This window comes from Arachnia propionica, from assembly GCF_037055325.1.
GTDB lineage: Bacteria > Actinomycetota > Actinomycetes > Propionibacteriales > Propionibacteriaceae > Arachnia.
This window is the reverse complement of the sequence record NZ_CP146373.1, coordinates 1132608-1158521: the sequence shown is the minus strand read 5'-3', so window position 1 is coordinate 1158521 and position 25914 is coordinate 1132608. Positions and strand designations below refer to the sequence as shown.

General features: G+C 62.8%; 18 protein-coding genes. 16 read left to right on the top strand and 2 right to left on the bottom strand.

Features of this window, described 5'->3' with window-relative positions; translation table 11 throughout:
• Positions 1-26: 26 nt before the first annotated feature.
• A complete protein-coding gene (locus tag V7R84_RS05440) occupies positions 27-1463 on the top strand; it encodes an amino acid permease (protein ID WP_338572861.1) in 1437 nt (478 codons plus the stop codon).
• Positions 1464-1528: 65 nt separating this feature from the next.
• Here the strand turns inward: V7R84_RS05440 and V7R84_RS05435 are convergent, their stop codons facing one another.
• Positions 1529-2908 (bottom strand): dihydrolipoyl dehydrogenase family protein, encoded by a 1380-nt coding sequence (locus V7R84_RS05435; protein WP_338572859.1) that lies wholly within the window; start codon positions 2906-2908, stop codon positions 1529-1531.
• Positions 2909-2937: 29 nt separating this feature from the next.
• Positions 2938-4251 carry an MATE family efflux transporter gene (locus V7R84_RS05430; RefSeq protein WP_338572856.1) on the bottom strand — a complete coding sequence of 438 codons (1314 nt, stop codon included), beginning with the start codon at positions 4249-4251 and terminating at the stop codon, positions 2938-2940.
• Between the two features lie 476 nt (positions 4252-4727).
• On the opposite strand from V7R84_RS05430, the gene V7R84_RS05425 reads away from it, so the two are divergent.
• From V7R84_RS05425 to fbaA, 15 genes are all read left to right on the top strand, one after another.
• On the top strand, positions 4728-10820 hold the full coding sequence (locus V7R84_RS05425; RefSeq protein ID WP_338572854.1) for an Ig-like domain-containing protein: 6093 nt from the start codon (positions 4728-4730) through the stop codon (positions 10818-10820).
• 35 nt (positions 10821-10855) lie between these two features.
• On the top strand, positions 10856-11827 hold the full coding sequence (locus V7R84_RS05420; protein WP_338572852.1) for a MoxR family ATPase: 972 nt from the start codon (positions 10856-10858) through the stop codon (positions 11825-11827).
• 5 nt (positions 11828-11832) lie between these two features.
• On the top strand, positions 11833-13053 hold the full coding sequence (locus tag V7R84_RS05415; protein WP_338572850.1) for a DUF58 domain-containing protein: 1221 nt from the start codon (positions 11833-11835) through the stop codon (positions 13051-13053).
• Positions 13050-15380, top strand: a complete 2331-nt coding sequence (locus V7R84_RS05410; protein ID WP_338572848.1) for a transglutaminase-like domain-containing protein — start codon at positions 13050-13052, stop codon at positions 15378-15380. Before V7R84_RS05415 ends, V7R84_RS05410 begins: the two co-directional genes overlap by 4 nt.
• Positions 15381-15390: 10 nt before the next feature.
• Positions 15391-16962 (top strand): FHA domain-containing protein, encoded by a 1572-nt coding sequence (locus tag V7R84_RS05405; protein WP_338572846.1) that lies wholly within the window; start codon positions 15391-15393, stop codon positions 16960-16962.
• Entirely contained in the window at positions 16959-17765 is an 807-nt protein-coding gene (locus tag V7R84_RS05400) for a PP2C family protein-serine/threonine phosphatase (protein ID WP_338572844.1), read from the top strand. Before V7R84_RS05405 ends, V7R84_RS05400 begins: the two co-directional genes overlap by 4 nt.
• A complete protein-coding gene (locus V7R84_RS05395) occupies positions 17765-18832 on the top strand; it encodes an FHA domain-containing protein (protein WP_338572841.1) in 1068 nt (355 codons plus the stop codon). Before V7R84_RS05400 ends, V7R84_RS05395 begins: the two co-directional genes overlap by 1 nt.
• Positions 18832-20427 carry a serine/threonine-protein kinase gene (locus tag V7R84_RS05390; protein ID WP_338572838.1) on the top strand — a complete coding sequence of 532 codons (1596 nt, stop codon included), beginning with the start codon at positions 18832-18834 and terminating at the stop codon, positions 20425-20427. The genes V7R84_RS05395 and V7R84_RS05390 overlap by 1 nt, the downstream gene beginning before the upstream one ends.
• Before the next feature lie 41 nt (positions 20428-20468).
• Positions 20469-21278 carry a fused MFS/spermidine synthase gene (locus tag V7R84_RS05385; protein WP_338572835.1) on the top strand — a complete coding sequence of 270 codons (810 nt, stop codon included), beginning with the start codon at positions 20469-20471 and terminating at the stop codon, positions 21276-21278.
• A 51-nt stretch (positions 21279-21329) separates the two neighbouring features.
• Entirely contained in the window at positions 21330-21869 is a 540-nt protein-coding gene (pyrE, locus tag V7R84_RS05380; RefSeq protein ID WP_338572833.1) for an orotate phosphoribosyltransferase, read from the top strand.
• A gap of 101 nt (positions 21870-21970) precedes the next feature.
• The gene (locus V7R84_RS05375) at positions 21971-22585 is read left to right on the top strand and encodes a LemA family protein (protein WP_338572831.1); all 615 of its coding nucleotides are present in this window, start codon (positions 21971-21973) and stop codon (positions 22583-22585) included.
• A 65-nt stretch (positions 22586-22650) separates the two neighbouring features.
• Positions 22651-23574, top strand: a complete 924-nt coding sequence (locus V7R84_RS05370) for a DUF368 domain-containing protein (protein WP_338572829.1) — start codon at positions 22651-22653, stop codon at positions 23572-23574.
• Positions 23575-23606: 32 nt separating this feature from the next.
• Positions 23607-24212 (top strand): TrmH family RNA methyltransferase, encoded by a 606-nt coding sequence (locus V7R84_RS05365; protein WP_412728089.1) that lies wholly within the window; start codon positions 23607-23609, stop codon positions 24210-24212.
• Between the two features lie 5 nt (positions 24213-24217).
• Positions 24218-24793, top strand: coding sequence for a hypothetical protein (locus tag V7R84_RS05360; RefSeq protein ID WP_338572827.1), 576 nt, complete (start codon positions 24218-24220; stop codon positions 24791-24793).
• Positions 24794-24876: 83 nt separating this feature from the next.
• Positions 24877-25896, top strand: a complete 1020-nt coding sequence (fbaA, locus tag V7R84_RS05355) for a class II fructose-bisphosphate aldolase (RefSeq protein ID WP_338572825.1) — start codon at positions 24877-24879, stop codon at positions 25894-25896.
• Positions 25897-25914: the final 18 nt, after the last annotated feature.

Genomic DNA, 25914 nt, shown 5'->3' with positions numbered 1-25914 from the left:
TCAACACAGAACGAAGGAGTTCCCAGATGAGTAACCCCCCGAATGACGCGCCCAACGATGTGGTGCTCGAGGGTGACAACGAGGACGAGCAGGGGCTGCAGCGCGGCCTGAGCAACCGTCACCTGCAGCTGATGGCCCTGGGCGGTGCCATCGGCACCGGCATGTTCATGGGGTCCAGCAACACCATCAACCAGGCGGGCCCCTCCAGCATGCTGGTCTACGCCGTGGTCGGTTTCTTCCTGTACTTCATGATGCGGGCCATGGGCGAGATGCTCCTGGCGAACCTGAAGTACAAATCCTTCCGCGACATAGCTGAAGACGTGCTCGGACCGGCGGGCGGGTTCATTGCGGGGTGGACCTACTGGTTCGCCTGGATTGTGGCGGCCATGGGCGACCTGGCCGCCATCACCGGATACGCCCAGTTCTGGTGGCCGGAGGTACCGAAATGGTTGCCCGCCGGGGTGCTGGCGTTGCTTCTGTTCGTGCTGAACGTGGTGGCGGTCAAGTACTTTGGTGAGGCGGAATTCTGGTTCGCCCTGATCAAACTGGTCGCGGTCGGGGCGCTCCTCATCGTCGCCGCCAGCCTGCTCTTCTCCGGTTTCGTCTCGGAAGCGGGGCATCACGCAACCGTCGAGAATCTGTGGAACGACGGTGGTTTCTTCCCGAACGGCCTCGGAGGGTTCCTTGCTGGCTTCCAGATCGCCTTCTTCGCCTTCGTTGGCCTCGAGGTGGTCGGCACCGCAGCGGCTGAGACCCACAATCCCGAGCGCAACCTGCCCAAGGCCATCAATGCTATTCCCGTGCGGCTCGCCTTGTTCTACGTGCTGGCCCTGGCCGCCATCTGCGTGGTTATTCCGTGGCGTGCGGTCGTCCCGGGTGAGAGCCCCTTTACTGCCATGTTCCAGCTGAGTGGTTTCGGGGCGGCGGCCTCGGTGATGAACTTCGTGTTGTTGACCGCCGCGGCCTCCTCCGATAACTCGGGGCTTTACTCCACATCCCGCATGATGTATGGGCTGGCCGAGGATAGGCAGGCACCACGAATCTTCGGCAAACTGTCGCGTCGCAACGTTCCCCAGAACGCCCTCATCTGCTCCTGCCTGCTGCTGCTGTGCGGCATCGGGTTCCTCTACGCATCCGAGACCATCAATCAGGCATTCATCCTGGTCACCTCGATCACCTCGGTGCTGTTCCTGTTCATCTGGGCACTCATCGTCGTGTGTTACATCGTCTACCGAAAGAAACACCCCGAACTGCACGCCAGGTCTACCTACAAGATGCCTGGCGGTGTCGGCTCCGCTTGGATGGTGCTCATCTTCTTCGCAGTCAGCCTGGTCATCCTGTGCTTCGAGGAGGAGACTCTGCGGGCGGTTCTCGTGACCCCGATCTGGTTCGTCATCATCGTCCCTTGCTACTTCATCAACAAGGCCCGCCGCCGGAGGATCGCGTCGGCAGGAAGGCGTTGACTCCCTGAATCACACATGAAGAGGTTGGGTCCCGACCGGGACCCAACCTCTTTTTTGCGTTCCGGTCAGGGAGTGTGCAACTCGCCCAGGACCTCGTTGAGGGCCTCCGTGGAGGAGGGATGGGTCCAGATGCCGTTGCGCAGCGCAGTCGCGGTTATTCTGTTGCGCATGGCCAGGGCGATCAGGTTGATCACTTCCTGCGCGTCGACGCTGAAGATCGTGGCCCCGAGTACCTCGTCGGTTTCCGGATCGACCAGCACCTTGATCAGGCCGTGGGTTTCGTCCAAGGTCTTCGGGCGCGGCATCGCCGCGATGTTCGCGACCGGTTTGGAGGCCACCAGATAGGACACCCCCTGATCGGTGGCCTCGCGTTCGCTGAGCCCGACCTGTGCCAGCGGGGGAGTGATAAAGGTGGCCGTCGGGATCGCCCGGCGGTCCGCCCGGGAGCGCTGCGAGTCTCCGATGAGCTGGTCTTGGATGATCCGGTAGTCGTCGAGGGAGACGTAGGTGAACTGCGGACCTCCGTTGACGTCACCCACCGCCCACACACCCTCGGCGCTGGTGCGCAGGTGATCGTCCACGACGACGAAACCGCGTTCGTCGGTTGCGATTCCGGCGGCGGGCAGATCCAGGGCCGCGGTCTCGGGTGTGCGTCCGACCGCAACCAGCACCGCATCCGTGTCGAAGGTGCCGGCTCCGGAGACCACCCGCATGCCGTCGTCCTCAAGAGCCGAGACAGGGGCATTCGTGATGATCTCGATGCCGCGGTCGGTGAGGGCGGTCACCACCGCTTCGCGCACGTCGTCGTCGAGGTGGGGCAGAAAAACGGGGCCGCGTTCCAGGATCCGCACCGCTGAACCGAAGGCAGCGAACATGCTGGCGAACTCCAGGCCGATGAAACCGCCCCCGACGATCGTCAGGGACCGCGGAACCTCGCCATCGGCAATGTGCTGAATGGTGGTGGAATCGTAAACGAATCTCCCGTGGATGCCCGGGATGTCTGGCATCAGTGGGGAGGTACCGGTGTTGATGACCACGGCTCCGGCAGTGACGTCGAGGGTCTCCTCCCCGGCCTGGACCCGGATTTTGCGGGGGCCGGTGAACCGGGCCTCGCCGTGCACGAGAGTGACGGTCTCCAAGTCGGAGAGCATCGCCTTGTTGGCGGCCCGGAGCCTGTCGATCAAGGAATCCCTGGAAGCGATGGCGTGTTTCAGATAGTCATCCGGCTCCTGGTCGCCGCGTCGCTCCGCGAGATTGACCAAGGTCTTGGTCGGGACGCAGGCCACATTGATGCAGGTTCCGCCGATCATGGCGTCGTCGCGTTCCACCAGCACCACATGCCTGCCGTGGGACGCGAGGGCCCGTGCCAAGGTTTTGCCCGCCTTGCCCCAGCCGATCACCAGAAGGTCGGCCTCCAGATTCAGGGGCCTTGTTGATTCTTCCATACGGCAACTGTATGAGATTTTGCCGGACCTCAACCGGTGACGAGCCAGGCATCCGAGCGTTCCCGCCACCACAGAGTCGCGGCCCGGGCCCCCATGAAACCGATGGTGAACGCAAGCCACAACCAGATCAGGCCCGGCACACCCCCCGGGGCAAACCAAGCCACGGCCAGAGCCAGCGGCGCGTACACGGCCAGAGTGATCAGGCTGGCGCGGGCCAGGTAGGGGCTGTCCCCGGCGCCAATCAGGACCCCGTCGAACAGGGTCACCCAGGATGCAATCACCAGCGTGCAGCCGATCACCACCAGCACCGCCGCCACTGCGTCACGCACCTCCGGATCCGGGGTGAACAGCGCGGCCAGGGGGGCTCTGATGAGCAAGGCCGTGATCCCGAGCAGAAGGCCGGCGCAGAGCGACCACCCGGTCATGCGGCGCGCCAATGCCCTGGCCTCGCCGGGACTCGAGGCCCCGAGCGCCTGCCCTATGAGGGTCTGTCCGGCGATCGCCAGGGCATCCAGTACATACTGCAGGAAACTCCAGATCGTGAACCCGACCTGGTGTGCTGCCAGGGCCACGGCACCCGAACGGGCCGCCGTCCAGGTCGTCAACAGCAGGGCGGCGCGCAACGCTAGGGTACGGACCAGCAACGGAACGCCGACTAGCAGGCTGGTACGCATCCCTGCCAGTCGGGGATGCCACCCTACCCCTGCTCTGACTGCGCCGTGGGCCACAATCCCGGCCGCAGTCAACCCCATGAGCGTTTCGGCGAATGCAGTGGCGGCCCCCGAACCCGCGATCCCCATGCCGAGACCGAAGACCAGGACGATGTCTCCGACCAGGTTCAGGATCGCGGCACCGATCGCTAGGATCATGGGGGTGCGGCCATCCGCCCTCCCGCGCAGTGTCCCTGTTGCCGCCAACACCAGGAACATTCCAGGTAGTCCCGGCAGCGACCAGCGGAGGTAGGCCACGGCCTGGTCGTGGACCGCTCCGTCGGCGCCGAGCCAGGCTGCCAGCTGCGGTGCGAATCCCCAGGAACCCACGCCGACTGCCGCGCCGAGGACCAGGGCCAGCCACATTGCCTGAACCCCGGATTCCGCCGCGTCCTTTTCTCGGTTTGCTCCCACCAGGCGCGCCACGGTGGCGGTGGAACCGTAGGCAAGGAACACGAACACCCCGACCAGTGCCAGGGTCAGTGTGGAACCCGCCCCCAATCCGGCCAGGGGAACCGTGCCCAGTTGTCCGACGATCGCGGTGTCGGCCATGACGAACAGGGGCTGGGCCACCAGCGCCGCGAAGGCGGGCAGGGCCAGCCCCAGGATTCGGCGATTCAGGGAATGCGACACTTAGCGATCCTAGGCCCTGGTGCGCCACCCAGGGGTCCCGGACGAGACGTCCATTCCCCGGGAAAGAAAAACTTCCGACCCCGCCCCCGGGTAGGAAATCGTTACTCCCCGGAGCTGGGCGGAGGTGGCCGACACCGCGCTCGGTACGAGCACAGTCGCCGTCTGCTGGGTCTGGGTACTGCGGCTAAGTGGGGGGAGTATGTGGACTACCCTAAAGGGCGTCATCTAAAAGGAGGGACGTCAGTACGGATCACCACCTTCAAGCGAATTGATTTGCATCTGGATTGGAAAGGTAAAACGGCTCTGACTAGGCCTTATGTTTGAATTAGCCGGTCTTCTACAGGCCCGTGCGCCCCGTGAGTTGGAGACGAGCCCGGGTAAGCCTTTAATGTTCGACTCAGTCAGGGTGTCTGCCGGAAGGTTAAGGGCAGCCAGGACCGATCACACGACCGGCGAGAGTGTAGGGAGAAGGACGCATGGCTCTGCTCACGCGCAAACGCGTTGAGACCGCGCTGGTGGGTCTTGTCGCGCTTTCCCTCGGACTCCTCGCTCTGATCCATCGAGGGGTGCCTGCGGCTGATGTCGAATTGAACGACGGTGGCGTCTGGGTGACCAATCAGACCAAGCGGTTGGCGGGGCATCTCAATCATGAGTCCCAGACGATCGACGGTGCACTTCGGCCCCCCTCCAGCTCCTTCGACGTAACTCAGTCCGCAGGCAATGTCTTGGTGCACAGTTCCGACACGGTGCACCCCGTGGACGTGGCTTCTCTTGCCTTCCTTGGGGAGGCCGCAGTGGCAGGGGTTCTGATGGCCCATGGCGGCGACGAGGTGCTCTTTACAGATCGGGGCGAGGGCAGGGTATGGGCCACCGATACCCGAGGGACAGCGAGCTTCAGCCTCACAGCTGAGCCACTTCTGAAAGGTTTGGACACCCCACGGATCGTGGTTGGTGCAGATGGGACCGGGTACGTGTTAACCGCGGACGGACAGCTCTACACCGTTACAGGAGCGGGAGTTGAGGCCGTGGTCAAGGAGCAGGGGCGCACACTTGAGGGGAGGCTCTCGGAATCGGCCCGGCTGACGGTGGTGGGGGACAAGGTCGTGGTGCTCGACGGCACCACCTTGACTGTTGGTGGGCGCTCTGTTACGGAGGAAGGGTTCACGGGAGGGGTTCTTCAGCAGCCCTCGGGGCCATCAGGAACGGTTGTCGTCGCCACGCCGTCTGAGCTGCTCAAGGTAGAGATCTCTTCTGGCAGAGTGGTGCGGGAGAGCATCCCGAGCGGCAAACCAACCGCGCCTGTGCAGCTGGACGGCTGCACCTATGCGTTGTGGGCGGAATCCGGCTACTACGTCCGTGACTGTGGGGGGGATCAGTACGAACGGGCTCAGCATCCTGTACTGGCAAGTGCCAAGCAACCTGTTTTCCGTACCAACCGGAAGGTGATCGTCATCAACGATGAGGTCACCGGTGATGTCTTTTTGCCCTTGAAACAAATGGTGAAGGTGGACAACTGGGAGCAGGTCGAGTCCCAGCTGGTGGACGACAAGACGGAGAAAGAAACTGAGGAGACCGAGGAGACCCAGAACCGCGAGTTCTCCGAGGAGCAGCACCCGCCGCAGGCCGTGGACGATGAGCTGGGTGCCCGGCCGGGAACCGCGACGGTGCTTCCTGTCCTGAGCAACGACATTGACCTCGACGGTGATGTGTTGACCGCGATAGTCCAGAAGGTCCCCGAAGGGGTCAAGATTTCGCAGGCCAAGGAGGGGCGTGCGCTTCGCATTGAGGTGCCCGCAGATGCGAAGGGGCCGATCACGTTCACCTACCAGGCCTTCGACGGGGTGGACGTCTCGAATGTCGCTACCGTCACGGTCAACCTGCGCGCGGAAAATGAGAACTCCGCACCCCACAAGATCCGTGACAGCCAGGTCAACCTGAGCGAGCGGGCATCTGTTGGGTATTCGGTGCTTGCCGACTGGGTGGATCCGGATGGTGATCCCATCTACCTTCAGCAGGCCGCTGCCGAGGACGACAGTCTCGAGATGACGTGGCGTCCTGATGGTTACGTCTCGGTGAAGGACATCGGAAAGGAAGGGCCGGGGAGGCGCTCCGTGAACCTGACGGTCTCTGACGGCAGGGACGCGGCCTCCGGGGAACTGAGTGCTCAGGTCTCGCCGGGATCCACCAACTCGCCCCCCGTGGCCAACAACGACCACTATGTCGCTACCGTCGGTCACGCCATCACGCTTGACCCTCGCAGCAACGACACGGACCCCGATTCCGATGACCTGAAGCTCGTGGAGGTCTCCGCTGTTCCCGAGGGGGTAGAGGTGAAACCGGATCACCAAGCGGGAACCATTCGCTTCACGGCGTCCAAGGCAGGAAACTACACGCTGTTCTACACGATCACAGATGGTCCCAACAACGCGAAGGGTCGCATTCGGGTCGATGTGAATGATCCGAACTCCTCGGGGCTCCAACCCGTGCCAGAAAACGATCTGGGGCTGCTGCCCGCCAACGGCGCCCTGACCATCAACGCACTGGACAACGACTTCGATCCGGCCGGCGGGGTGCTGGCAATCCAGGCAGTGTCGCAGACCGATGCGCCCGGGTTGAACATCGAGGTGGTCAGGCACTCGCTGCTTCGGATCACCGCTCCGGCCGGAATCGATTCCCCACAGAGTTTCACCTACACCGTCAGCAACGGACACGCCTCGGCGACGGCGAAGGTGCTGGTGATCCCGAAGGAACCTCCCTCCACGGTGCAGTCCCCCGTGGTTGTGCCGGACAATTCGGTGGTGCGGGTGGGAGACCTGGTGACCGTGCCGGTGCTGAGCAACGACCATTCCCCGGCGGATCTCGATCTCACGTTGTCGCCGGACCTTGACGTGCGCTCGGCCTCGGAGTTGGGTGAGTTCTTCGTCTCGAATGGGACGGTGCGGTTCCGGGCTGGTGGCCAGGCAGGCACGGCGGAGGCCATCTACACGGTCCGGGATTCGCAGGGAAACCCTGCTTCGACCACGGTGAGCATCAACATCCGGGCCGAGGACGAGCACAACGAGCAACCGACTCCGAAGCAGATCGATTCCCGGACCTTCGCAGGTTCTTCCGTGCGGATACCGGTTCCGCTTGATGGCATAGATCCTGATGGGGACTCGGTCACCCTGGGCGGACTCGGGAACCAGGTGCCGAAACTTGGAGCCGTGAAGATTGAGGGGAACTTCCTCGTCTACGACGCGTCAAAGGGGGGCGCCGGTACCGACACCTTCACCTACCGCGTGCTCGACCGGTTTGGTGCCGAGGGGGAAGGTGTGATCCGTGTTGGTGTCGTGCCATCACCTGAGGCCAATCAGGCACCCGTGGCAGTGTCCGATGAGGTTGTGGCCCGGCCATCGACGAGGTTGGAGATACCTGCTCTTGCCAATGACATCGATCCCGACGGTGACCAGCTGCAGCTGGTGAAGGGGTCCGCCACCGCAACCGATGACAGTTGGGATCCGAAGGCGCAGACCCGTGGGCAGAGGATCGTCGTAGTGACTCCTTCCCAGGAAGGGACGTACCACCTGTACTACACGATCACGGACGGCGGCGGGGTCTCGGACAAGGGGGTTGTCACAATACGGGTCTCCGCAGATGTTCCGCCGAAGGTGCCCGTTGCCAACGATGATGTGGTTCCTGCTGCTGCGATCGTGGGAGTGGAGCAGGTGGAGGTGCCTGTGCTGGAGAACGACTCCGACCCGGACGGCGTCGTATCCGAACTGAAGGTTACCGCCGATTCCCCGGCAACCGTTGAGGGTGGGACGGTCACGGTGCCCCTCGCTGACAAGCGGCAGATCGTGCTCTACAGCATTACGGACACCGATGGGCTGTCGGCACGGGCGGCGATCGTGGTGCCCGGTCGCCAGAGCATCCCACCCACGATCAACACGGGTAGGGGGCAGGCCCGCGTCAAGGCCGGGGAGCCGCTGACGGTGCGGTTCGCTGACTGGGTGGTTACCAGGCCGGGACGCGCCGCGCACCTGACCAGTGTCGACTCGGTGGTGGCGGGACCGGGAGGTAGCCCCGAGGTGGGCAACAACGGTGTCCGGGTGATTGACGACCAGACCCTTGAATTCACTCCGGACAAGAAATTCTCTGGACAGACCACAGTGTCCTTCGAGGTCACCGACGGTGAATCGATGGATGATCCAACTGCGCTCAAGAGCAAACTCAGCCTCAGCGTCATTGTCGAAGGAGATGGGCAGCAACCTCCGCAGCTGCGGCCCACCCAGTTGAAGGTCGCACCCGATGAGGCACCTCAACAAGTCTCGCTGAGTGCCATGGTCTCGGACCCGAATCCGGGTGACAACGACACCATGGCCTACTCCTTGGTGAGTACCGACGGACCGGTGCAGGCCGATGTCTCTGGTCAGGAACTCAGCATCTCCGTGCCCAAAGGAACCCCGGTCGGTTCCACGGGCTCCGTGATCGTCCAGGTCCACGACGGCTCCACCGAACCAGTGAACATGACCATTCCGGTCACCGTGATCGCATCCACCAGGCCTCCCATGGCTGTCTCGGAGATCGTGGAGCGTGATGGACGGGTCGGCAGTGCGGTGTCCTTCGACCTGACCCGATGGGTCACGAACCCCTTCGCGGACGCAGGAGGGGAGATCACCCTGGTCGGCAGTCCACAGGTCCGCGGGTCGGCAACGGTCACCCACGAGGGCAGTGTGATCAATGTGACTCCCACAGACTCCGGGACCGGGGCCGAAACCGTCGATGACGTTCTGGTCACCTTCCGGGTCGCGGACGCCACAAAGGATCCTTCCAGGGAACGCACAGGGGTGATCCGCATAGTCGTGAAGGACGTCCCCAAGGCTCCTACTGCGGTGACGGCCCAATACGCGGGTTCCCAGACGGCCCGGGTCTCCTGGGTTCACAGGGGGTGGCGCGGCGCCACCCCGAAGGGGTTCACTGTCTTCTGGCAGGGAGGAAGCAAGAGCTGCGGCCTCCAAACCACGTGCGATATTTCCGGGCTGGCGAACAGCGGTCGCTACACCTTTACCGTCAAAGCGGATGTGGCGGAAGGAGATCTGAATTCCCGCAGTCCGCACTCCGAACCGAGCAACGAGATCCTGGTGGATGTGCTGCCCTCGAAGCCCTCTGCTCCCACAGCGGCTTTCGGGGACCAACAGATCACCTTGACCTGGGAACCTGCGACAGTTCCAGGAGGCGGATCACCTGTGACGCGGTACACCGTCACGATGTACCCGGGCGGTCAGAAGCAAGAGACCGCCGCAACCAGCCTCACGTGGACGGGTCTGACGAACGGGCAGGCCTACACATTCACAGTGACGGCTCACAACCGGCTGACCGACGAGAACAATCAACTCAATGCGCCGACCAGTGACGAGTCTCGGGCCGAGATTCCGGCTGGCGCACCCTCGAACCAAGGGGCGCCCACGGTGACCATGGACAGCACGTCGAGTTCGGTGAAACCGCGGGCGAACATCAAGTGGTCACAGCCCGGTAACCCGAATGGGGACTCGAATTTCCGCTATGTGGTGACCGACGCAAGCGGTAAGGAGGTGTGTCCGGAGCAACAGGACACCAGCTGCACCACACCCATGGATCCCTCCACGGAGACCATCACCTTCTCTGTTCGTTCCACCAACAAGTCCGGCAAGTGGTCGGCGGCTTCGCCGTCCTCGAATGCTGTGCGTGCTTTCCGGCCACCGGGAGCGCCGACCGGATTCTCATTGAAACCAACCGGCAAGGGATCGGAAGTCGAGTTCAGTTTCGGGGCGGCCTCCAGCACCGGGATTAAGGCGGATGAGATCACCTATCGGTGGAGTGCTGGGGGTCATTCCGGAACGGTGAAACCTGGTACGACGGTGGTCAGCAGCCCCGCCTTCCAGCTGGGTCAGGCCGTGACCGTGCGGCTTGTTGCCGTCGCGACAGTGCTGGGGCAGAGCTCCGAGGGGGAGGCGGCGACCGCAACTGTGACCGCCTACGGTCCTCCCCAGGCCCCCGTGGTGAGCAGCGAGGCCGGAGTGGATCACGTCACGCTCCGCTGGCAGGTACCCGGTACCAGCAACGGTGCACGGGTCAAACAGGTTGAGCTCACCAGCACGGTGAAGGCCGATGGCAAGAACCCCGACACTAAGACGTGGACGACGACTGATTTCGCTGGTTCCGTGGACAAGGGGGATGACCGTAAGCAGAATGTCTGCGTGAAGGCAAGGACACAAAATGAGTACGGTGACTGGAGCGACTACTCCGCCGAGTCCTGCGCATCGACATGGGGTGACACGAAGGCAACTCTGTCCAGAGGCGATGCAGCCGAGTGTCCCGACGAACACGAACGGGGATGCAGTGCCTTCAAGGTGACCTTGCAGAATTGGAAACCTGGGGAAAGCGTCAAGTGCGAGCTTCCCAACCCCGTGGATGAAGAGGACGTGGCCAAGGTGAAGGTGGGTCCGGTGGACGCCAGCGGCAACGCGAGCAGACAGTCCACGGATTGGGTTTTTCCGCCGAACTACAACGTTCCCCAGAACGGAATTGACATCACTGCGCGGTGCAAGTGAATGTCCCGATCGAAAACAAAGGTGACTGACCCACGATGACCATGAATCCGGAACAGGCCGCATTCTTTGCTGACACTTTCGCGCGGCTGACCGACAACGTAGGGCATGCGCTGCTCGGCAAGGCTCCGGTGATCCGCCTTGCGTTGACCTGCATGCTTGCAGAGGGACATCTGCTCCTCGAGGATGCGCCGGGCACTGGTAAAACTGCTCTGGCAAGGGCGATCGCAGCGTCGGTTCATGGCAGTCACAACCGGATCCAGTTCACCCCGGATCTTCTGCCTTCCGACATTACGGGTATCACCATGTACGACCAGGCAACCTCGCGGTGGACCTTCCACCATGGTCCCATCTTCAGTTCCATCGTGCTGGCCGACGAAATCAACCGTGCTTCTCCGAAAACTCAGTCGGCGCTGCTCGAGGTGATGGAGGAAGCACAGGTAACAGTGGATGGGCAACGCTATCCGACGGAGCGTCCATTCATGGTTATCGCAACCCAGAATCCCGTCGAGCAGGCTGGCACTTACCGGTTGCCCGAGGCGCAGCTCGACCGGTTCCTGATGAAGACGTCGGTAGGGTATCCCGATACGGAGGCGGCGATCCATGTGCTTGCCGAGTCCTCCCAGCCCGATCGTTCCAGGCGGCTCAACCCCGTGATCGCCCAGCAAGCGGTGGCGGAAATGATCGAATCGGTCAAGGACAACTACGTGGACAACTCGGTGCTGCACTATGCCCAGCGACTGGTGGAGGCCACCCGGGAGGACGAGGACACCTCGATGGGGGTCTCGACCCGTGGAGCGATCGCCATGGTCCGGGCGGCCCGGGTGTGGGCGGCGGCCCACGGGCGAAACTACGTCCTGCCCGATGACGTCAAGGAACTGGCGGCGCCGGTGTGGACGCATCGGTTGATCATGTCGCCCGAGGCGGAATTCTCCGGTGTGAGGCCGACCGATGTGATTGCCCGGGTGCTCGCATCCGTGGAAGCTCCCACGAACCGGATGAACGTCTGAGCACCGTGCCAGCCCCTGCCATCACAGAAGCCGCATCCGCGAAACCCGGTCTGAGCCGGTTTCTGCGGCGCATCCCTCGTGTCCGTCTTGCCGCATCTGTTACTGCGTTGGGGTGGTCCCTGCTCGCTGGGATCGTGGTGACCGGGATCCCGGGCTGGTGGCTCGGGTGGATGGAGTTCAGGGCCCTGTGTGTGATGTGCGTCGTGGTGATGTTCGTCGCGGTTCTGTCAGTGTTGGGTAAACGGGAGCACGAGGTGTTATTCGAGCTTCAGCGCCCTAGGGTGCAGGTGGGGGACGAGGCCAGGGGAAATGTGCGAGTCCGTTCGGCGCCGGGCAGGTCATCCGGCTCGGCCACCCTCGAGTTTCCGGTGAACGGGGAAGTTGCGTCTTTTCGGGTTCCGCCGCTCGGCCCTGGCCAGGTGCATGAGGAACCTTTCTCGATTCCGGCGAGACGCCGCGGGGTGATCTCACTGGGGCCGGTGCGATCCGCCATGACGGATCCGCTTGCGGTGGTGAGCCGCAAGAAAACCTTGTCGGATGTGAGTGAGTTGTTCATTCATCCACGCGTGCTGTCGCTGGAGGCGGGGGCGATTGGTTTTCTGCGGGACATTGAGGGGATCGCGACTCAGAACCTCTCGTCCTCTGATGTGTCCTTCCATGCGCTGCGGGACTACGTCCCAGGCGATGACCGTCGTTCCGTTCACTGGCGCACGACGGCCCGAACGGGAAAGCTGATGGTCCGGCAGTTCGAAGAAACCATGCGGGCTCACCTGCTCATCTTGTTGTCCACTCTCGCCGATGACTACGCATCCACGGAGGACTTCGAGCTGGCAGTTTCTGTAGCGGGGTCTCTGGGGGTCTCGGCCCTGAGGGAGGAGAGACAGGTTACCGTCTGCACATCGACGGGGGAGGTTCCTTTCCCGAATGCGATGGGACTGTTGGATCGGCTTTCCGGGGTGGAGCTGGGGGAGAAGGGCTACGAGCTGCGCGAGCTGGTGGTCAAGCACGGTTCCATGCCAGGAATATCGGTGGCCGCGTTCGTCACCGGAAACCCCAGTCCGGCAGCGCTGCGATCGGCGCAGCTCGCTCTGCCCTTGGGGGTATTCCCGTTCGCCGTCAGATGTTTGGATGGTGAGGGTCTGGTCAGACGCAAGGTCGGGGACCTGGTGGTCATGGACATCGCACAGCTGGACGAACTGCGGCCAGCGGTCGGGAGCCTGGTATGAGAAGCGAGAACGCTTTCTCGCTGCCCCGGGTTGTCGGTGCATGGCTGTTGCTGCTGCCGGGGGCGGTGGCCTTCCAACCAGTTTTCGGAGGAGTCGCCGGTTACCTGCCGGCACTGGTAGGGATCACAGTCGGTGCCCTCATACCTTTGCTGGCAGCCAGGTTTCGCTGGAGTGCGGCGCTGTGGTTCGCTGCGATCCTCGTTTCCTATTTGCTCCTGGGAGGGCCACTTGCACTCCCTGAAACGACGATCAACGGTTTCGTGCCAAGCCTCACCACCATCGCCCGGCTGATGCAGCTCACCTACCAGGGCTGGTACGACATCCTGACGGTAGCCACGCCGGCCGGGGACCTCCCAGGTCCTCAGGCAGCCCCGCTGCTGGGGGGGATCCTGTTCGCGACCGTATTGGTCGGGATCGTCAGGTTCACGCGAACTGTGGTGTGGCCGATGTCATTGACGACGGCGTGGCTGGCCCTGGGAATCGCGTTTGGTGTACGGCAGACATCCACAGCCCTGTGGTTGGGGGCAGCACTGGGGGCCGGGTTGCTCATCTGGGCCACGGCCCACCGGATCAGCCGGACGGGGGCGGCGAATGCAGAGTTCCTCGTGCGTCAGCCCCGTGGGCTGTCCCGACGCGCGTGGCAGGGACTCTCCGCGATGTTGGTGATAGCGCTCGCAGCTGGAACGGCGCTCGGAGTGAACGCGTTGACATCCACTGGTGTCCATCGTCAGGTGTTGCGTGACTACGTCGTTCCGCCGCTGAGTCTTCAGGAACACCCGAGCCCGCTCACCAAGTACAGGTTGTATGAGCTCAACCAGAAGGATGAGGTGTTGTTCCAGGTTTCCGGGATGCCGGCGGGAGGAAGGCTCCGGCTCGCTGTGATGGATGAATGGAACGGCGTGGTGTTCAACGTCTCCCAGAATGCCGGGGAATACCTGCAGGTGGGGCGGGAACTGCCGTGGCAGCCGGAGGCCGCCACCCAGGTCTCAGAGATAACCGCACAGGCATATGACGACGTCTGGGTGCCGAGCTTCGGGGAACCGGCCCATATCGAGTTCGAGGGAAAACAATCCGGTGAGCAGGCGCGCGGACTGTATTTCAACCGCAACACCAAGCAGGCGCTTACCACGGCCCGGATTGGTGACGGCGCCATGCTCCGGGTTGCAGACGTGGTCCTTCTCCCACTCAGTGATTCCCAGCGTGAAGGCCTCAGGGGAGCTCGTGGTGGTGCGGCGCCCCTGGCGCAGGTGGACCGGGTGCCCGAGGTGCTCGTCAAGAATGCTGCGGAGTGGACTCAGGGAGCCACTGGTCACTACGAGCAGCTGTCGATGATTGAGCAGAAGCTTCGGACGGAGGGCTTCTACTCAGATGGCTCCGACAACCGCTCCAGGGCTGGGCATACCGCTGAACGGTTGACGTACATGTTTAATCAGGAGCAGTGGGTTGGTGACGACGAGCAGTACGCCGCAGCCATGGCTTTGATGGCCACCCAGCTCGGAATCCCGACCCGGGTGGTGATGGGGTTCTACCCTGCTAGCGATGCCGATACCGGAAATGGTTGGCAGGTACACGGAACTGAGGCACATGTGTGGGTCGAGGCTTTCCTGGAAGGTTCCGGTTGGGTGAACTTCGATCCCACTCCGGACCGGAATCGACTGCCGAACTCCGAGAATCCCCAGCCCAAGCCCACACCGAAACCCCGCGTCGATCCACCGCCGACTCCCCCTGCGCATGTCGAGGACGACACTGTCGTCGTCGATCAACAGGAGGTGGAGTTCGATGACCCGAAGGAGCAGGCCCCGGACTGGGTGCAGGTCATCATGATGATTGCCGTTGGGGCTGGGGGGATCCTGCTCATCTTGTCCCCACTGATCGTTATCGCCATTATCAAGGGACGACGGACATTCATGAGGCGTAGGAAGGGAGAGACGTCCGATCAGGTGGCCGGCGCTTGGGACGAGGTGGTGGATCGCGCAAGAGATCTGGGCTTCGTCGTGGTCACGAACCACACACGCCGGGAATCCGCCGACGATCTTCAGGAGAATTACCCGAACCTGCCGATCAGAACCATGGCGGATCAGGTGGACGAGTCTGTCTTCGGGCCGGAGGACCCAGGAACGGATGTGTGCGAAGTGGTGTGGGAGCGAAGCGGAGAGCTCCGGAGTTCACTTCTAGCCACGAAGCCTTGGTACGCTCGGCCCGCTGCTTTTTTCTCTCTGAGGTCGCTTCGGCGGGTGAAGACGGAAACAGAGCGGCGTTCCTGGAAACCGCAGCCCCATGACAGCGGTGGGAGGAACGAAGGTTCCAGCCGGGAACCAAAGAAATGAGGAGTGAATGATGCCTGGACAGCTCGACGGCGAGAAGGCCACACCTGCCGGCGTCGGCTGCAGGGTGACCGGGCACCTGCTGTCGATGGTCGGGGTGCTGCTCCCAGTCGCGCTCATGGTGAGTGGGGCTTACCTCGGCTCCGATGGGATTGCCCCGATCTTGAGTCTGATCGGGATGATTCTGGGAGGAATTGTTCTTCTCGGTGGAATCGCGGCGGCTCTTCTTGGGTCCACGACGCTCGGAGGTGTGTTCCTTGGATACCGTTTCGTCAATAGTCACACCCGCCAGCCGATGGGCGCGGTGACGTTGGCGAAGGTTCTGACCCAGGTGGTCTTCGAGTGCGTCACCGTATCGCTGGGAACGATCTCCTACTGTCTCACCTACAGGGATGGCCAGCACTGGTTGGATCGAGCTTTCAATGTGGTAGCGGTCAGAAACAAGGAGGGCGAAACAGACCCCCAGGGGGCCACCAGCCCGGCAACGATGCCGGTGGTGCCCGTGATGCCGCAGCCTGTGGAAGCAGATATGATGCGGCAGTACGAGGCACCAGCCCCAAAGATGACATCCGAGTCCGCTTTCGCGCCTCCCGCCTATGGCGGTTCTGTATCTCGCTGCGCGACTTCCAAGCAACCGATAAGGATGCCGCAGCCCATCGTGGCCGGTGCGGTCGGCGCCGAAGGCGGACAGTCCTCCGGTTTTGCTGCTCAGCAGCTCTCAGGTTTCTCCACTTCGGAGGAGTCCGGAGTCGAGATTCAATCCACCGGAGTTCCCGCTTACCCACCAACCGCAGACCCGGTTCCCCCGGGCCCCGAGAACTCTTCCCAGGACTGCATTTCAGCGGTTTCAGGGTCGTCTCCAGCTCCCCGTGGTGACAGCAACTGGCCGGTATCTGCTCCTACGCACGGGATGCCTGCCGACGTCTCATCCGATCAGTCGACTCCAAGCGTCGATCCTGTTCCGACACGGGCTGCGGAGCCAGTTCATCCCACGAGCCCATTCGCCCCGCAACCTTTCCCGTCACCGTCTCCGTTCCCTCCACCATCGCCGGTCAGCCCGTCACGGGCATCGGTGTTCCAGCCCTCGGTCGGCTCCTGGGCGGCGACCTCGGCCTCTCCGGTGTTCCCCCCAGTCTTGCCTGCCCGTGCCACCACGGCCAGCCCGGTAGATCCGCCGACAGCGGAACCGACCCCGGCTGCTCGCGCCGCGAAGACACCCTCCCTGGTACAGGACAAGACGATCGCGGATGACGAGCCAGAGGTGATTCCTGAGGTTGTCCTGGACGATGGTCTGCGGATCAAAGTCGACGGTCCTTTGGTGCTGGGACGCAACCCGCTCGCCCCGGATGACTATCCGGATGCCCGGTCAGTTCGGGTCACCGATGAAACAATGAGACTGTCCAAGACCCACATGGTGCTGCGGCCCGTTGAAGGGAAGGTCCAAGTGATAGACGTCGGAGCCACCAACGGCGTCTACATCGAAGCGGACCGGGAACGTACCAGGATCCCCACCCATGCGCCTTGGCCTCTTTCGGCTGGAGACATGGTGCACTTCGGAGGACGCACACTGAGGTTGGTGTCATGACAGGTCCCCGGATGACGTTGCGGTGTGCCGCGGCGACTCATCCGGGGCTGAGGCGACCCGCCAACGAGGACACTGTCCTGGCCGCACATCCTGTCTTCCTGGTGGCGGACGGAATGGGAGGGCACGCAGGCGGTGAACTCGCTTCCCGCGCAGTGATTTCGGCATTTCGGGAACTCGTGGGTAAGACATGGGTGACGGTCCAGGACATCGCAGCTGCCGTGCAACGGGCTGCTGATCGGGTGGAATGCCTGGGATGTGGGGATGGTGCTCCTGGATCAACACTGGCCGGAGCTGCTTCGGCGCGACGGGCAGGGATCGCCTGCTGGCTCCTGTTCAACATCGGGGATTCCCGCATATATCTCATGCGTTCCGGACAGCTGCGTCGGATCAGCGTGGATCATTCGACGCGGACCAGTTCTGCGGGACCGAGAACCCGTGGGGGCCTGATCCGGGCATTTGGGGCGGGTCTAGAACGCCCCGTCGCTGACCAATGGCTGACGCCCGCGCATGCCGGAGACAGGATTCTGGTGTGTTCTGATGGGCTAAGCGATGAGGTCGCAGGAGAATATCTGGAAAAAGTTCTGCGTGAAAGGAGTGAACCGCAGGAGGTCGTACGGCGTCTCGTGGGGAAGGCTTTGGAGGAGGGCGGACGGGACAACGTCTCAGTGATCGTGGTGGACTGTCTCGAGACGGCGGTTGCCGAGATTGACGAACTGGATGACGTCGTGTCGCTTGACGAGGGGGAGGAGGAAACAGTCTCATGGATTCACGAGGACACCATTCCTGATCCGGAGGGCAACTAATGGCGTTCGAAGGCGTGCTGCGATGGAGTGAGGGGCGGTGGATCGCTGTTGCTTGGCAGAAGGGATTTGCGCTGCTCTCACCCAGGGCAGGATTGCCCGTGGCGGAGCTTTTGTTCTCCAGGATGCGGGAGAAATCAGAGCTCGGAGTATTCATCAGAACCCTTTCTGAGCACACAGGAGCGGGGTTCCTGGAATTACCACCGTTCGCCGTTGCCGTCTCCGATGGCGAGCGATGGCATCTGGCAGTGCGGGGTTCCCTAACCCTGAAAGTCGTGAGTCCTGCCGGCAACGAGCCACTTTGTGGTGAGGGGGTCGCGACGTGGGCGGAGCGGGTCGTCTCTGATGTGACGGCGTTGCACCTGGGACGGGTCGCCGCGACGTCAAGACCTCTGATGGGAGGCATCGTGCAGGCTCAAGGGGTGGGATTCGGGGATTTGCCGGAGGGATATCGGGATGATGATGAGCCGGACGAGCTCGCGTGCGCAGAGGATCAGCTGGTGAGCGAGGAGGACGCACCGGCACCCAGACACGGTCCTGCGCTCCCCAGCGATGAGGAGCTGCTGATGGGGGACACCGTCTCCGATGCGTCGGAAACCAGCAGACCTCGCCGTCCCGAACTCTCCGAGGTGGTTGCCCGTTTCTGCACGATTGGACATCCCAACCCGCCGGAGAGGTCGCGATGTTTCGTGTGCGATCAGCCGGTGCTGGGGGAAGCGCAGAGCACCGGGCGCCCTCAACTCGGTTGGTTGAAGGTGCCACACGCTGATCCGATTCCACTGCTCGAGTCCATGATCATCGGACGACACCCCCGAGCCAATGCGCTTACCCTGCCAGAGCCCCCGAAACTGTTGGCCCTGCAGTATCGGCATGTTTCCGGTAGTCACCTGGCGATTCTGCTGGATGGGTGGCGTGTTCTGGCGCTGGATCTGGCCAGCAGGAACGGCACCTGTGTGCGACGCAGAGCCAAACCACCCGTGCGCTTGCCCCAAAGGCCCATTACCCTGCTGCCTGGAGACGTGATCGACATGGGTCACGATCTGCTTCTACATCTTGATCGGATTCCTTGATGGCACAGCGAACGACTCCTCCCGAGATACCGGGATTCACCTTCATCGAGTGGCTCGGTGGCGGTGGCTTCGCTGACGTCTTCCGTTACCGCGATTCGTTGGGGCGCGGAGTGGCGGTGAAAGTGCTGCACCAAACTGTGAATGAGGCCACGTTCAATGCTTTCGCGGCTGAGGCGGTGCTGATGGCTCGGCTTTCAGGACATCCGAATATCGTCACCATTCACAGTTCGGGTTTGTCCGCCGATGGTCGACCCTTCCTGGTCATGGAGGAATGTTCCACGGCTCACCTGGGGGTCCGGGTGGCGAACCGGGTGCTCGCCACCACGTTGGCGATGGAGTACACGGTGCAGCTCGCGGGCGCAGTTGAGACCGTGCACCGGCAGGACATCCTGCATCGTGACATCAAGCCCGCCAATATTCTCTTCACCGGTTTCCAACGCCCGGCCCTGACCGATTTCGGAATCTCTGCGTCCCACGACTTTTCCGCGGCGGCGAACGCTCTGAGTCCGCTGTGGGCCCCCTCCGAGATGCATCCGGATTCGCCGCTGGAGGCAGGGCCGTGGAGTGACGTGTTCTCGTTGGCCGCCACCACGTGGGCGATGCTCGTCGGGCGCAGCCCGCTTGCTGTTCCGGGCGGTGACAACGAGCGTCACGCTTTGCGTGAAAGGGCCCGTTCTTTCGTGGCTCCTCGAACCGGTCGCCCCGATGTACCTGAGATGCTTGAGCAGGTGCTGGGAACTGCGATGGCAGCACACCCTGCGCGGCGTTACAGCTCAGCATTGGAGTTCGCACGCGCGATCCAGGCTGTTCAGGCTTCCATGGGAGTGCCTGTGACGCCGGTGGATGTCCTGACCGACTCGGAGGACCACACAGCCTATGGCACCGAGCACAGGGAGCCGGGAAGTATCGATTCCGGTTGGATGCTCGGGGACTCCGGGTCGATGCTGACGGCGGGCTACACGATGGGGATGTCGTCGTTGACGGGTGGCTATACCTTTCATGACACGATGAGCCCAGCCTTCGACCCGACCCCGCCCGGTGTGTCGACGGGAGCGCCGGGGCCAGGGGTGTTGTTGCGTGGACATGGTTTTGCCCAGGCAGGGCTCCGGCATGTCGAGGGACTTCCCATTCCCGAGCCCGCGAGTCCGGATGTGGACAAGGCGGAGGAGGCCGAGAAGGCACGTAGGAAGAAAAAGCGCAACCGCAGGCAACTCACCTTGTTGTTGGCTGGGATCGTGACGATTGCAACTGTGGTGACCCTCGGAATGTTGTGGTTCAACGGTGTGATTGGACCCGGCGCCCAGGAGCCGACCGGAAGCAATGAACGAGGCACCAAGACGGTCCCGGCCGTGGTTGATGCCTCCGGCAAAGTGACCGGCCAGGAGATCAGGTTCACCTGGAGCAATCCCGACCCGCAACCCGACGACTCCTACCTGGTGGAGGTGGTGGGAGCCCCCGAGTCCGAGGCTCGCCACAGCGTTGACGAACCCAACATCGTCCTTCCCATGAAGGGGGAGCAAACCTGCGTGAAGATCGTGTTGCGGCGCGCCAAGGGACAGGTCTCAGAGCCGGTGCAGACCTGTGTCCGCTCCTGAATGTCGGGTGGTGTGGTCGGGCTCCCTGGGATAATCGGACCATGCCACTGGTGCCAGACCCCCAACACCCGGGAGCTTTCCGTGTCGTGATCGGGGGAGCCTCTCAGTCTTGGGTGGATCCGGTTCGACCGGACCATCTCATCTTCGAGTACGTCATCCAGATCTCGTTGCTCTTCGAACATGGCCTGGCCGATGTCGACCCGGCTGAGCGGATCAGGGTGATTCACATCGGAGGGGCAGGACTCAGCATCCCACGGTGGATCGCCTGGCGGCGACCTGGAACGGCGCAGATCGTGTGCGAACCTGATGTCGGGTTGAGCGAGGAAGTCCGGCGGAAGCTGCCCCTGCAGCCGCGCAGCGGCATCAAGGTGCGTGACGTCGATGGTCGCTCCGGGGTGGCCATCATGCCCCCTCACTACGCCGATCTGGTGGTGCTTGACGCCTTTGACGGCGCCCGGGTACCGGGCGGGCTGGTCACCGCTGAGTTTCTGGATGAGTTGGTGAACCTGGGCAGAGGCAGGCGGATGGTGATCTTCAACGTAACTGATTCTTCACCTTTCAGATGGACCAGACGACTTGCCGCGGGACTTGCGGAGCGCTGGCGCCATCTGCTGGTCGGAACCGAATCCGCGGTATGGAAGGGACGTCGATTCGGCAACCTGTTGCTCGCGGCATCCGGGACCAGGGTGGATGTTCCCGGGCTTTTCCGCGATAGCGCCAGGCAATCCTGCCCGTACCGCTGGATCGAGGGGAAAGAACTGAGAAGCTGGATCGGAGGTTCGGAGCCGTTCACGGATGCTGACACACAGGATTCACCTCCGCCATCCGGTAGCAAGCTGTGGTTCTCGTGATGGAACAATTGGGCAGTGTCCGCGAGGTGTTGTGAAACCACAGGAGCCGAGATGACTGATCGTGAAGACCTGATCCGTGCCGTCAAGGAGCTGGCCATCGTGCGTGGCCGGGTCACTCTGGCTTCCGGGAAAGAAGCCGACTACTACGTCGACATGCGTCGCGTGACCCTTGATGGAGTGGCCTCGCCGTTGGTTGGTCGGGTCATGTCCGACCTGGTGGCCGATCTGGAGTTCGATGCCGTCGGGGGACTGACCCTGGGAGCTGATCCGGTCGCTACCGCCATGCTTCACGCCAGAGCCGCGGCAGGGGGTCGACTGGATGCCTTCGTGGTGCGTAAGGAGGCCAAGTCCCATGGCCTCCAGCGACGTATCGAGGGCACGGATGTCGCTGGACGGCGAGTTCTGGTCGTGGAGGACACCTCGACGACAGGCGGGTCGGCCCTGACGGCGGCGGAAGCTGTGCGACAGGCAGGTGGGGATGTCGTGGCCGTTGCCGTGGTCGTGGACCGGGCCACTGGAGCCGCGGAACGCGTTGCCGGAGCAGGTTTGGAATACCGATACGCCATTGGCCTGGGTGAGCTTGGTCTCTGATCATTGACGACCGGTTCGTTCATAGTTTCAGTGAACCGTTCCGAAGACCTCCCGAGGCGCTACCGTTGTTGTGAGCCGAACTTTTCGAAGGAGCTGGATTCATGTCACTTCTGCTGGCCCTCGTCGGGATTCTGTTGATCTTGGTCCTCCTGGGGATTTTGTGGGGGGTCTCCGCCTACAACGGCCTGGTGAAGGCCCGCAACGTCATCCAGGAATCCTGGCGACAGATTGATGTGGAACTGAACCGCCGCTACGACCTCATCCCGAACCTCATCGAAACGGTTCGTGGCTACGCCGCCCACGAGAGTGGTGTCCTGGAGAAGGTCACGAGCCTGCGCCAGAGCGCGATGGCTCTCGCCGCTCAGGTACAGGGGGCCCCCAGTGAACAGCGGGCTGCGGCTGAGTCCGCCCTGACGGATGCGGTTCGTGGTTTGATGGTCTCGGTTGAGTCCTATCCCAACCTGGGGGCGAACACCAACTTCCTGGAGTTGCAGCGCGAGCTTGCTGACACCGAAGACAGGATTGCCGCCAGCCGTCGCTTCTACAACGCGAACGTTCGCGACTACAACACCCGTATAGAGGCGGTTCCCAGCAATATCATCGCGGGAATGGGCAAGTTCGAGCGCGCCACCTACTTTGAGGTCAACGACCCGATGCTTCGGCAGGCCCCGACGGTCAATTTCGGCCAGCCCCCGCTGCCTCCGGCGGGAGCCTGATCGCGCCGAACGGCAACTGGCGCTAACCTGAGGTCGTTTCTGGGTAGGTCGCGAGAAGGAACCTGATGCACAATCCGAGGCACGCCCCTGGGCGCTTCAACCCCACAACTGCTGTTGCCAATTTCGTCAGAGGAATGCTGATCGGCCTCGCCGAGCTGGTGCCAGGCGTCTCGGGAGGCACGATTGCCCTGATATCAGGCATCTACGAACCTCTCATCAACTCGGCTAGCCATGTGGTCAGTGCGGTGAAGCGCGTGGTGACTGGCAAGTTCTCTGAGGCAGGTGCTGAGTTCCGGAAAGTTCGTTGGGGCGTCGTGATCCCCGCCCTACTGGGCATGGCCGTCGTGGTGGTGGCCATGGCGGGGATCATGAAGGTGTTTGTGGGGGAGACCCCACAACTTGCTCACGCACTGTTCTTCGGGATGGTTCTGGCATCTGTCGTCGTTCCCGTCCTGGAGATCAAACCAGAAGAAAGGAGTACAGGAAGCCAGAAGGGAGGCATAGCCGCACTGTTCCTCGTGGCGGCGATCGCCGCTTTCTTCCTGACGGGGTTGGGGGCGGGAAGCGATGTGAAGGATCCTCCTGCCTGGATGATTTTCGGGGCCGCGGCCATCGCCATCTGTGCCCTGGTGCTGCCTGGTGTCTCCGGCTCTTTCATGCTCAAGATCTTCGGTCTGTATGTGCCGACCATGGCTGCCGTCGAGGCTCGGAGCATCGGCTATCTGGCTTTGTTCGCCGCCGGCGCTGCCGTGGGGTTGGGTCTGTTCGTCAAAGGGCTCAACTGGCTGCTCGAGCACAAACACGCCGCCACCATGGCCGTCATGTCGGGCCTACTGCTCGGATCGCTGCGTGCGGTGTGGCCCTGGGGGGCCGGTGGAGAACCGCTGGCCCCGGACGCGCACTGGTCGGTGCTAGTCGGACTGGCTGTGGCGGGCGCTGTTGTCGTGGTTGGCATCGTGTGGGTCGACCGGCGTCTGAAAAGGCGGTGACTCCCGGCCTGGAAGACCCCTCGACTCCGGTCGTGGGGGTCGGACCTCACCCGCTGCCCTGGCCCTCTGACGACCGGCTGGACCTGGAGCTGCTGGCCAGTGGGGACCGACGCAACGTCATTGACCGGTACCGCTACTGGAAACTTGATGCGATTGTCGCCGACCTGGACCGCGACCGTTCCGGGTTGCATGTGGCCATTCAGAACTGGGAGCACGACTTCAACATTGGCTCCATCGTGCGCACTGCGAACGCCTTCAACGTAGGCGGGGTCCACATCGTCGGGAGAAGACGCTGGAACAGGAGGGGAGCGATGGTTACCGATCGCTACCTTCACGTCCACCACCACGATAGTGAGGAGTCGCTGTTTGGTTGGCTGGGGGAGCGGAGAATCGAGGCGGTTGGGGTGGACAATCTGCCCGGCTCGGTGCCCTTGGAGACAGCAACTCTGCCTCGTGACGTCTGCTTAGTCTTCGGTTCGGAGGGGCTCGGCCTGACACCCGGTGCGGTGGCGGGGTGCGCCCGGCTCGTTGCCATCACCCAGCGTGGTTCCACCCGGTCCCTGAACGCGGGAGCGGCGGCGGCCATCGCCATGTATCACTGGGCCCTCCAACACCCGGTCGTGGAGCCTCTAGCATGAACGCCATGACCCCAGCAGAACGATTCGCGGTTGCCCTGACCCCTGACCCCACGGTCGCACGCATCGCCAGGCAGCGTTCCACGCTTCGTCTGCAGGTGATCTTCGCGCTGGTCTTTGTTGTGGTTCTGTTGTTGGTGTGGCTGGGTCCTCAGATGCTGCCTGAGGATGCCAGGCGGGTCGTGCAAGGGGCTCTTCCCTCCTGGAGTATCCCGGCCCTCGTGGTGATCTGGGCGGTGCCCACGTTGGTCCGGATCATCCTCACGATGGCTTTCCTCAAACGCGCGAAACAGGACCTGGCCTCTCTGGGGCAAGGGGTGGCGCTCTACATTGACGGTACCGGCGTGGAGTTTGTTTATCCGCAACGGGTGCGTGCTTGTTGGGCTGAGATCACGGCCCTGAAGATCTCCGGGCGGTCGTGGGGCGCAGGACCGCGACTGCGGTTGGAGGTATCGGGTCAGGAGGCGGCAAGCATCCCGATCAGTTTTCTGGACACCATGCCTGGGGCCATCGACTCGGCAGCTAGGGCCAGGTCCATGGGAAGAATCGGGGTTGATGCCTCGGACATGGACCGGTTGCTCTGAGCGTTGCTCTGTCGAGGCTCCCCCAGCGGAGAGTTGCGCGATAGGCTGGGGCCGTTCCTAGTCTCAGTACGAAAAGAGGCATCATGCCAGTTGCAACTCCTGAGGTCTACGCCCAGATGATCGACCGAGCCAAGGAAGGCAGGTTCGCCTACCCGGCCATCAACGTCAGCTCCTCCCAGACGCTGAATGCCGCCCTGCAGGGCTTCGCCGAGGCCGGTTCCGACGGCATCATTCAGGTCTCCACGGGGGGAGCCGAATACTTCTCCGGTCCCACGATCAAGGACAAGGTCGCGGGCGCGTCCGCCTTCGCTGCTTTCGCCCAGGAGGTCGCGAAAAACTACCCCATCAACGTGGCACTTCACACCGACCACTGTCCTAAGGACAAACTGGACAGCTTCGTGCGTCCGTTGCTGGCTATCTCTGAGGAGCGCGTGAAGAACGGTCAGCTTCCGCTGTTCCAGTCGCATATGTGGGACGGTTCTGCGGTGCCGATGGAGGAGAACCTGGCCATCGCCGATGAGTTGCTGAGCCGCTGTGCCAAGGCGAACATCATCCTCGAGATCGAGGTCGGTGTCGTCGGCGGTGAGGAGGACGGTGTTTCCGCTGAGATCAATGAGAAGCTCTACACCACCGTCGCCGACGGCCTTCGTACCGTCGAGGTACTCGGTCTGGGTGAGAAGGGTCGTTACATGACGGCACTGACCTTCGGTAACGTGCACGGTGTGTACAAGCCTGGAGCGGTGAAGCTGCGCCCAGAGGTGCTGAAAGAGATCCAGGACGCCGTCGGCGCCAAGCATGGCAAGGAGCGCCCGTTCGACCTCGTGTTCCATGGCGGCTCCGGTTCTAGCCCGCAGGAGATTTCGGACGCCGTCGATTTCGGTGTGGTGAAGATGAACATCGACACCGACACCCAGTACGCCTTCACCCGTCCCGTTGCGGATCACATGTTCCGTAACTACGACGGCGTGCTGAAAGTTGACGGCGAGGTCGGCAACAAGAAGCAGTACGATCCGCGTGCCTGGGGTAAGGCAGCCGAGGCCGGCATGGCCAGGCGGGTCGTCGAGGCCTGCGAATACCTGCGTTCTGCGGGCACCCACGCCTGATTCATAACGACACCGGGC

Coding starts and splice junctions, on each gene's coding strand:
- V7R84_RS05405 (WP_338572846.1), top strand. CDS start 15,391: ATGCCTGGACAGCTCGACGGCGAGAAGGCCACACCTGCCGGCGTCGGC.
- V7R84_RS05370 (WP_338572829.1), top strand. CDS start 22,651: ATGCACAATCCGAGGCACGCCCCTGGGCGCTTCAACCCCACAACTGCT.
- V7R84_RS05410 (WP_338572848.1), top strand. CDS start 13,050: ATGAGAAGCGAGAACGCTTTCTCGCTGCCCCGGGTTGTCGGTGCATGG.
- pyrE (WP_338572833.1), top strand. CDS start 21,330: ATGACTGATCGTGAAGACCTGATCCGTGCCGTCAAGGAGCTGGCCATC.
- V7R84_RS05375 (WP_338572831.1), top strand. CDS start 21,971: ATGTCACTTCTGCTGGCCCTCGTCGGGATTCTGTTGATCTTGGTCCTC.
- V7R84_RS05400 (WP_338572844.1), top strand. CDS start 16,959: ATGACAGGTCCCCGGATGACGTTGCGGTGTGCCGCGGCGACTCATCCG.
- V7R84_RS05425 (WP_338572854.1), top strand. CDS start 4,728: ATGGCTCTGCTCACGCGCAAACGCGTTGAGACCGCGCTGGTGGGTCTT.
- V7R84_RS05360 (WP_338572827.1), top strand. CDS start 24,218: ATGACCCCAGCAGAACGATTCGCGGTTGCCCTGACCCCTGACCCCACG.
- V7R84_RS05420 (WP_338572852.1), top strand. CDS start 10,856: ATGACCATGAATCCGGAACAGGCCGCATTCTTTGCTGACACTTTCGCG.
- V7R84_RS05395 (WP_338572841.1), top strand. CDS start 17,765: ATGGCGTTCGAAGGCGTGCTGCGATGGAGTGAGGGGCGGTGGATCGCT.
- fbaA (WP_338572825.1), top strand. CDS start 24,877: ATGCCAGTTGCAACTCCTGAGGTCTACGCCCAGATGATCGACCGAGCC.
- V7R84_RS05435 (WP_338572859.1), bottom strand. CDS start 2,908: ATGGAAGAATCAACAAGGCCCCTGAATCTGGAGGCCGACCTTCTGGTG.
- V7R84_RS05385 (WP_338572835.1), top strand. CDS start 20,469: ATGCCACTGGTGCCAGACCCCCAACACCCGGGAGCTTTCCGTGTCGTG.
- V7R84_RS05440 (WP_338572861.1), top strand. CDS start 27: ATGAGTAACCCCCCGAATGACGCGCCCAACGATGTGGTGCTCGAGGGT.
- V7R84_RS05390 (WP_338572838.1), top strand. CDS start 18,832: ATGGCACAGCGAACGACTCCTCCCGAGATACCGGGATTCACCTTCATC.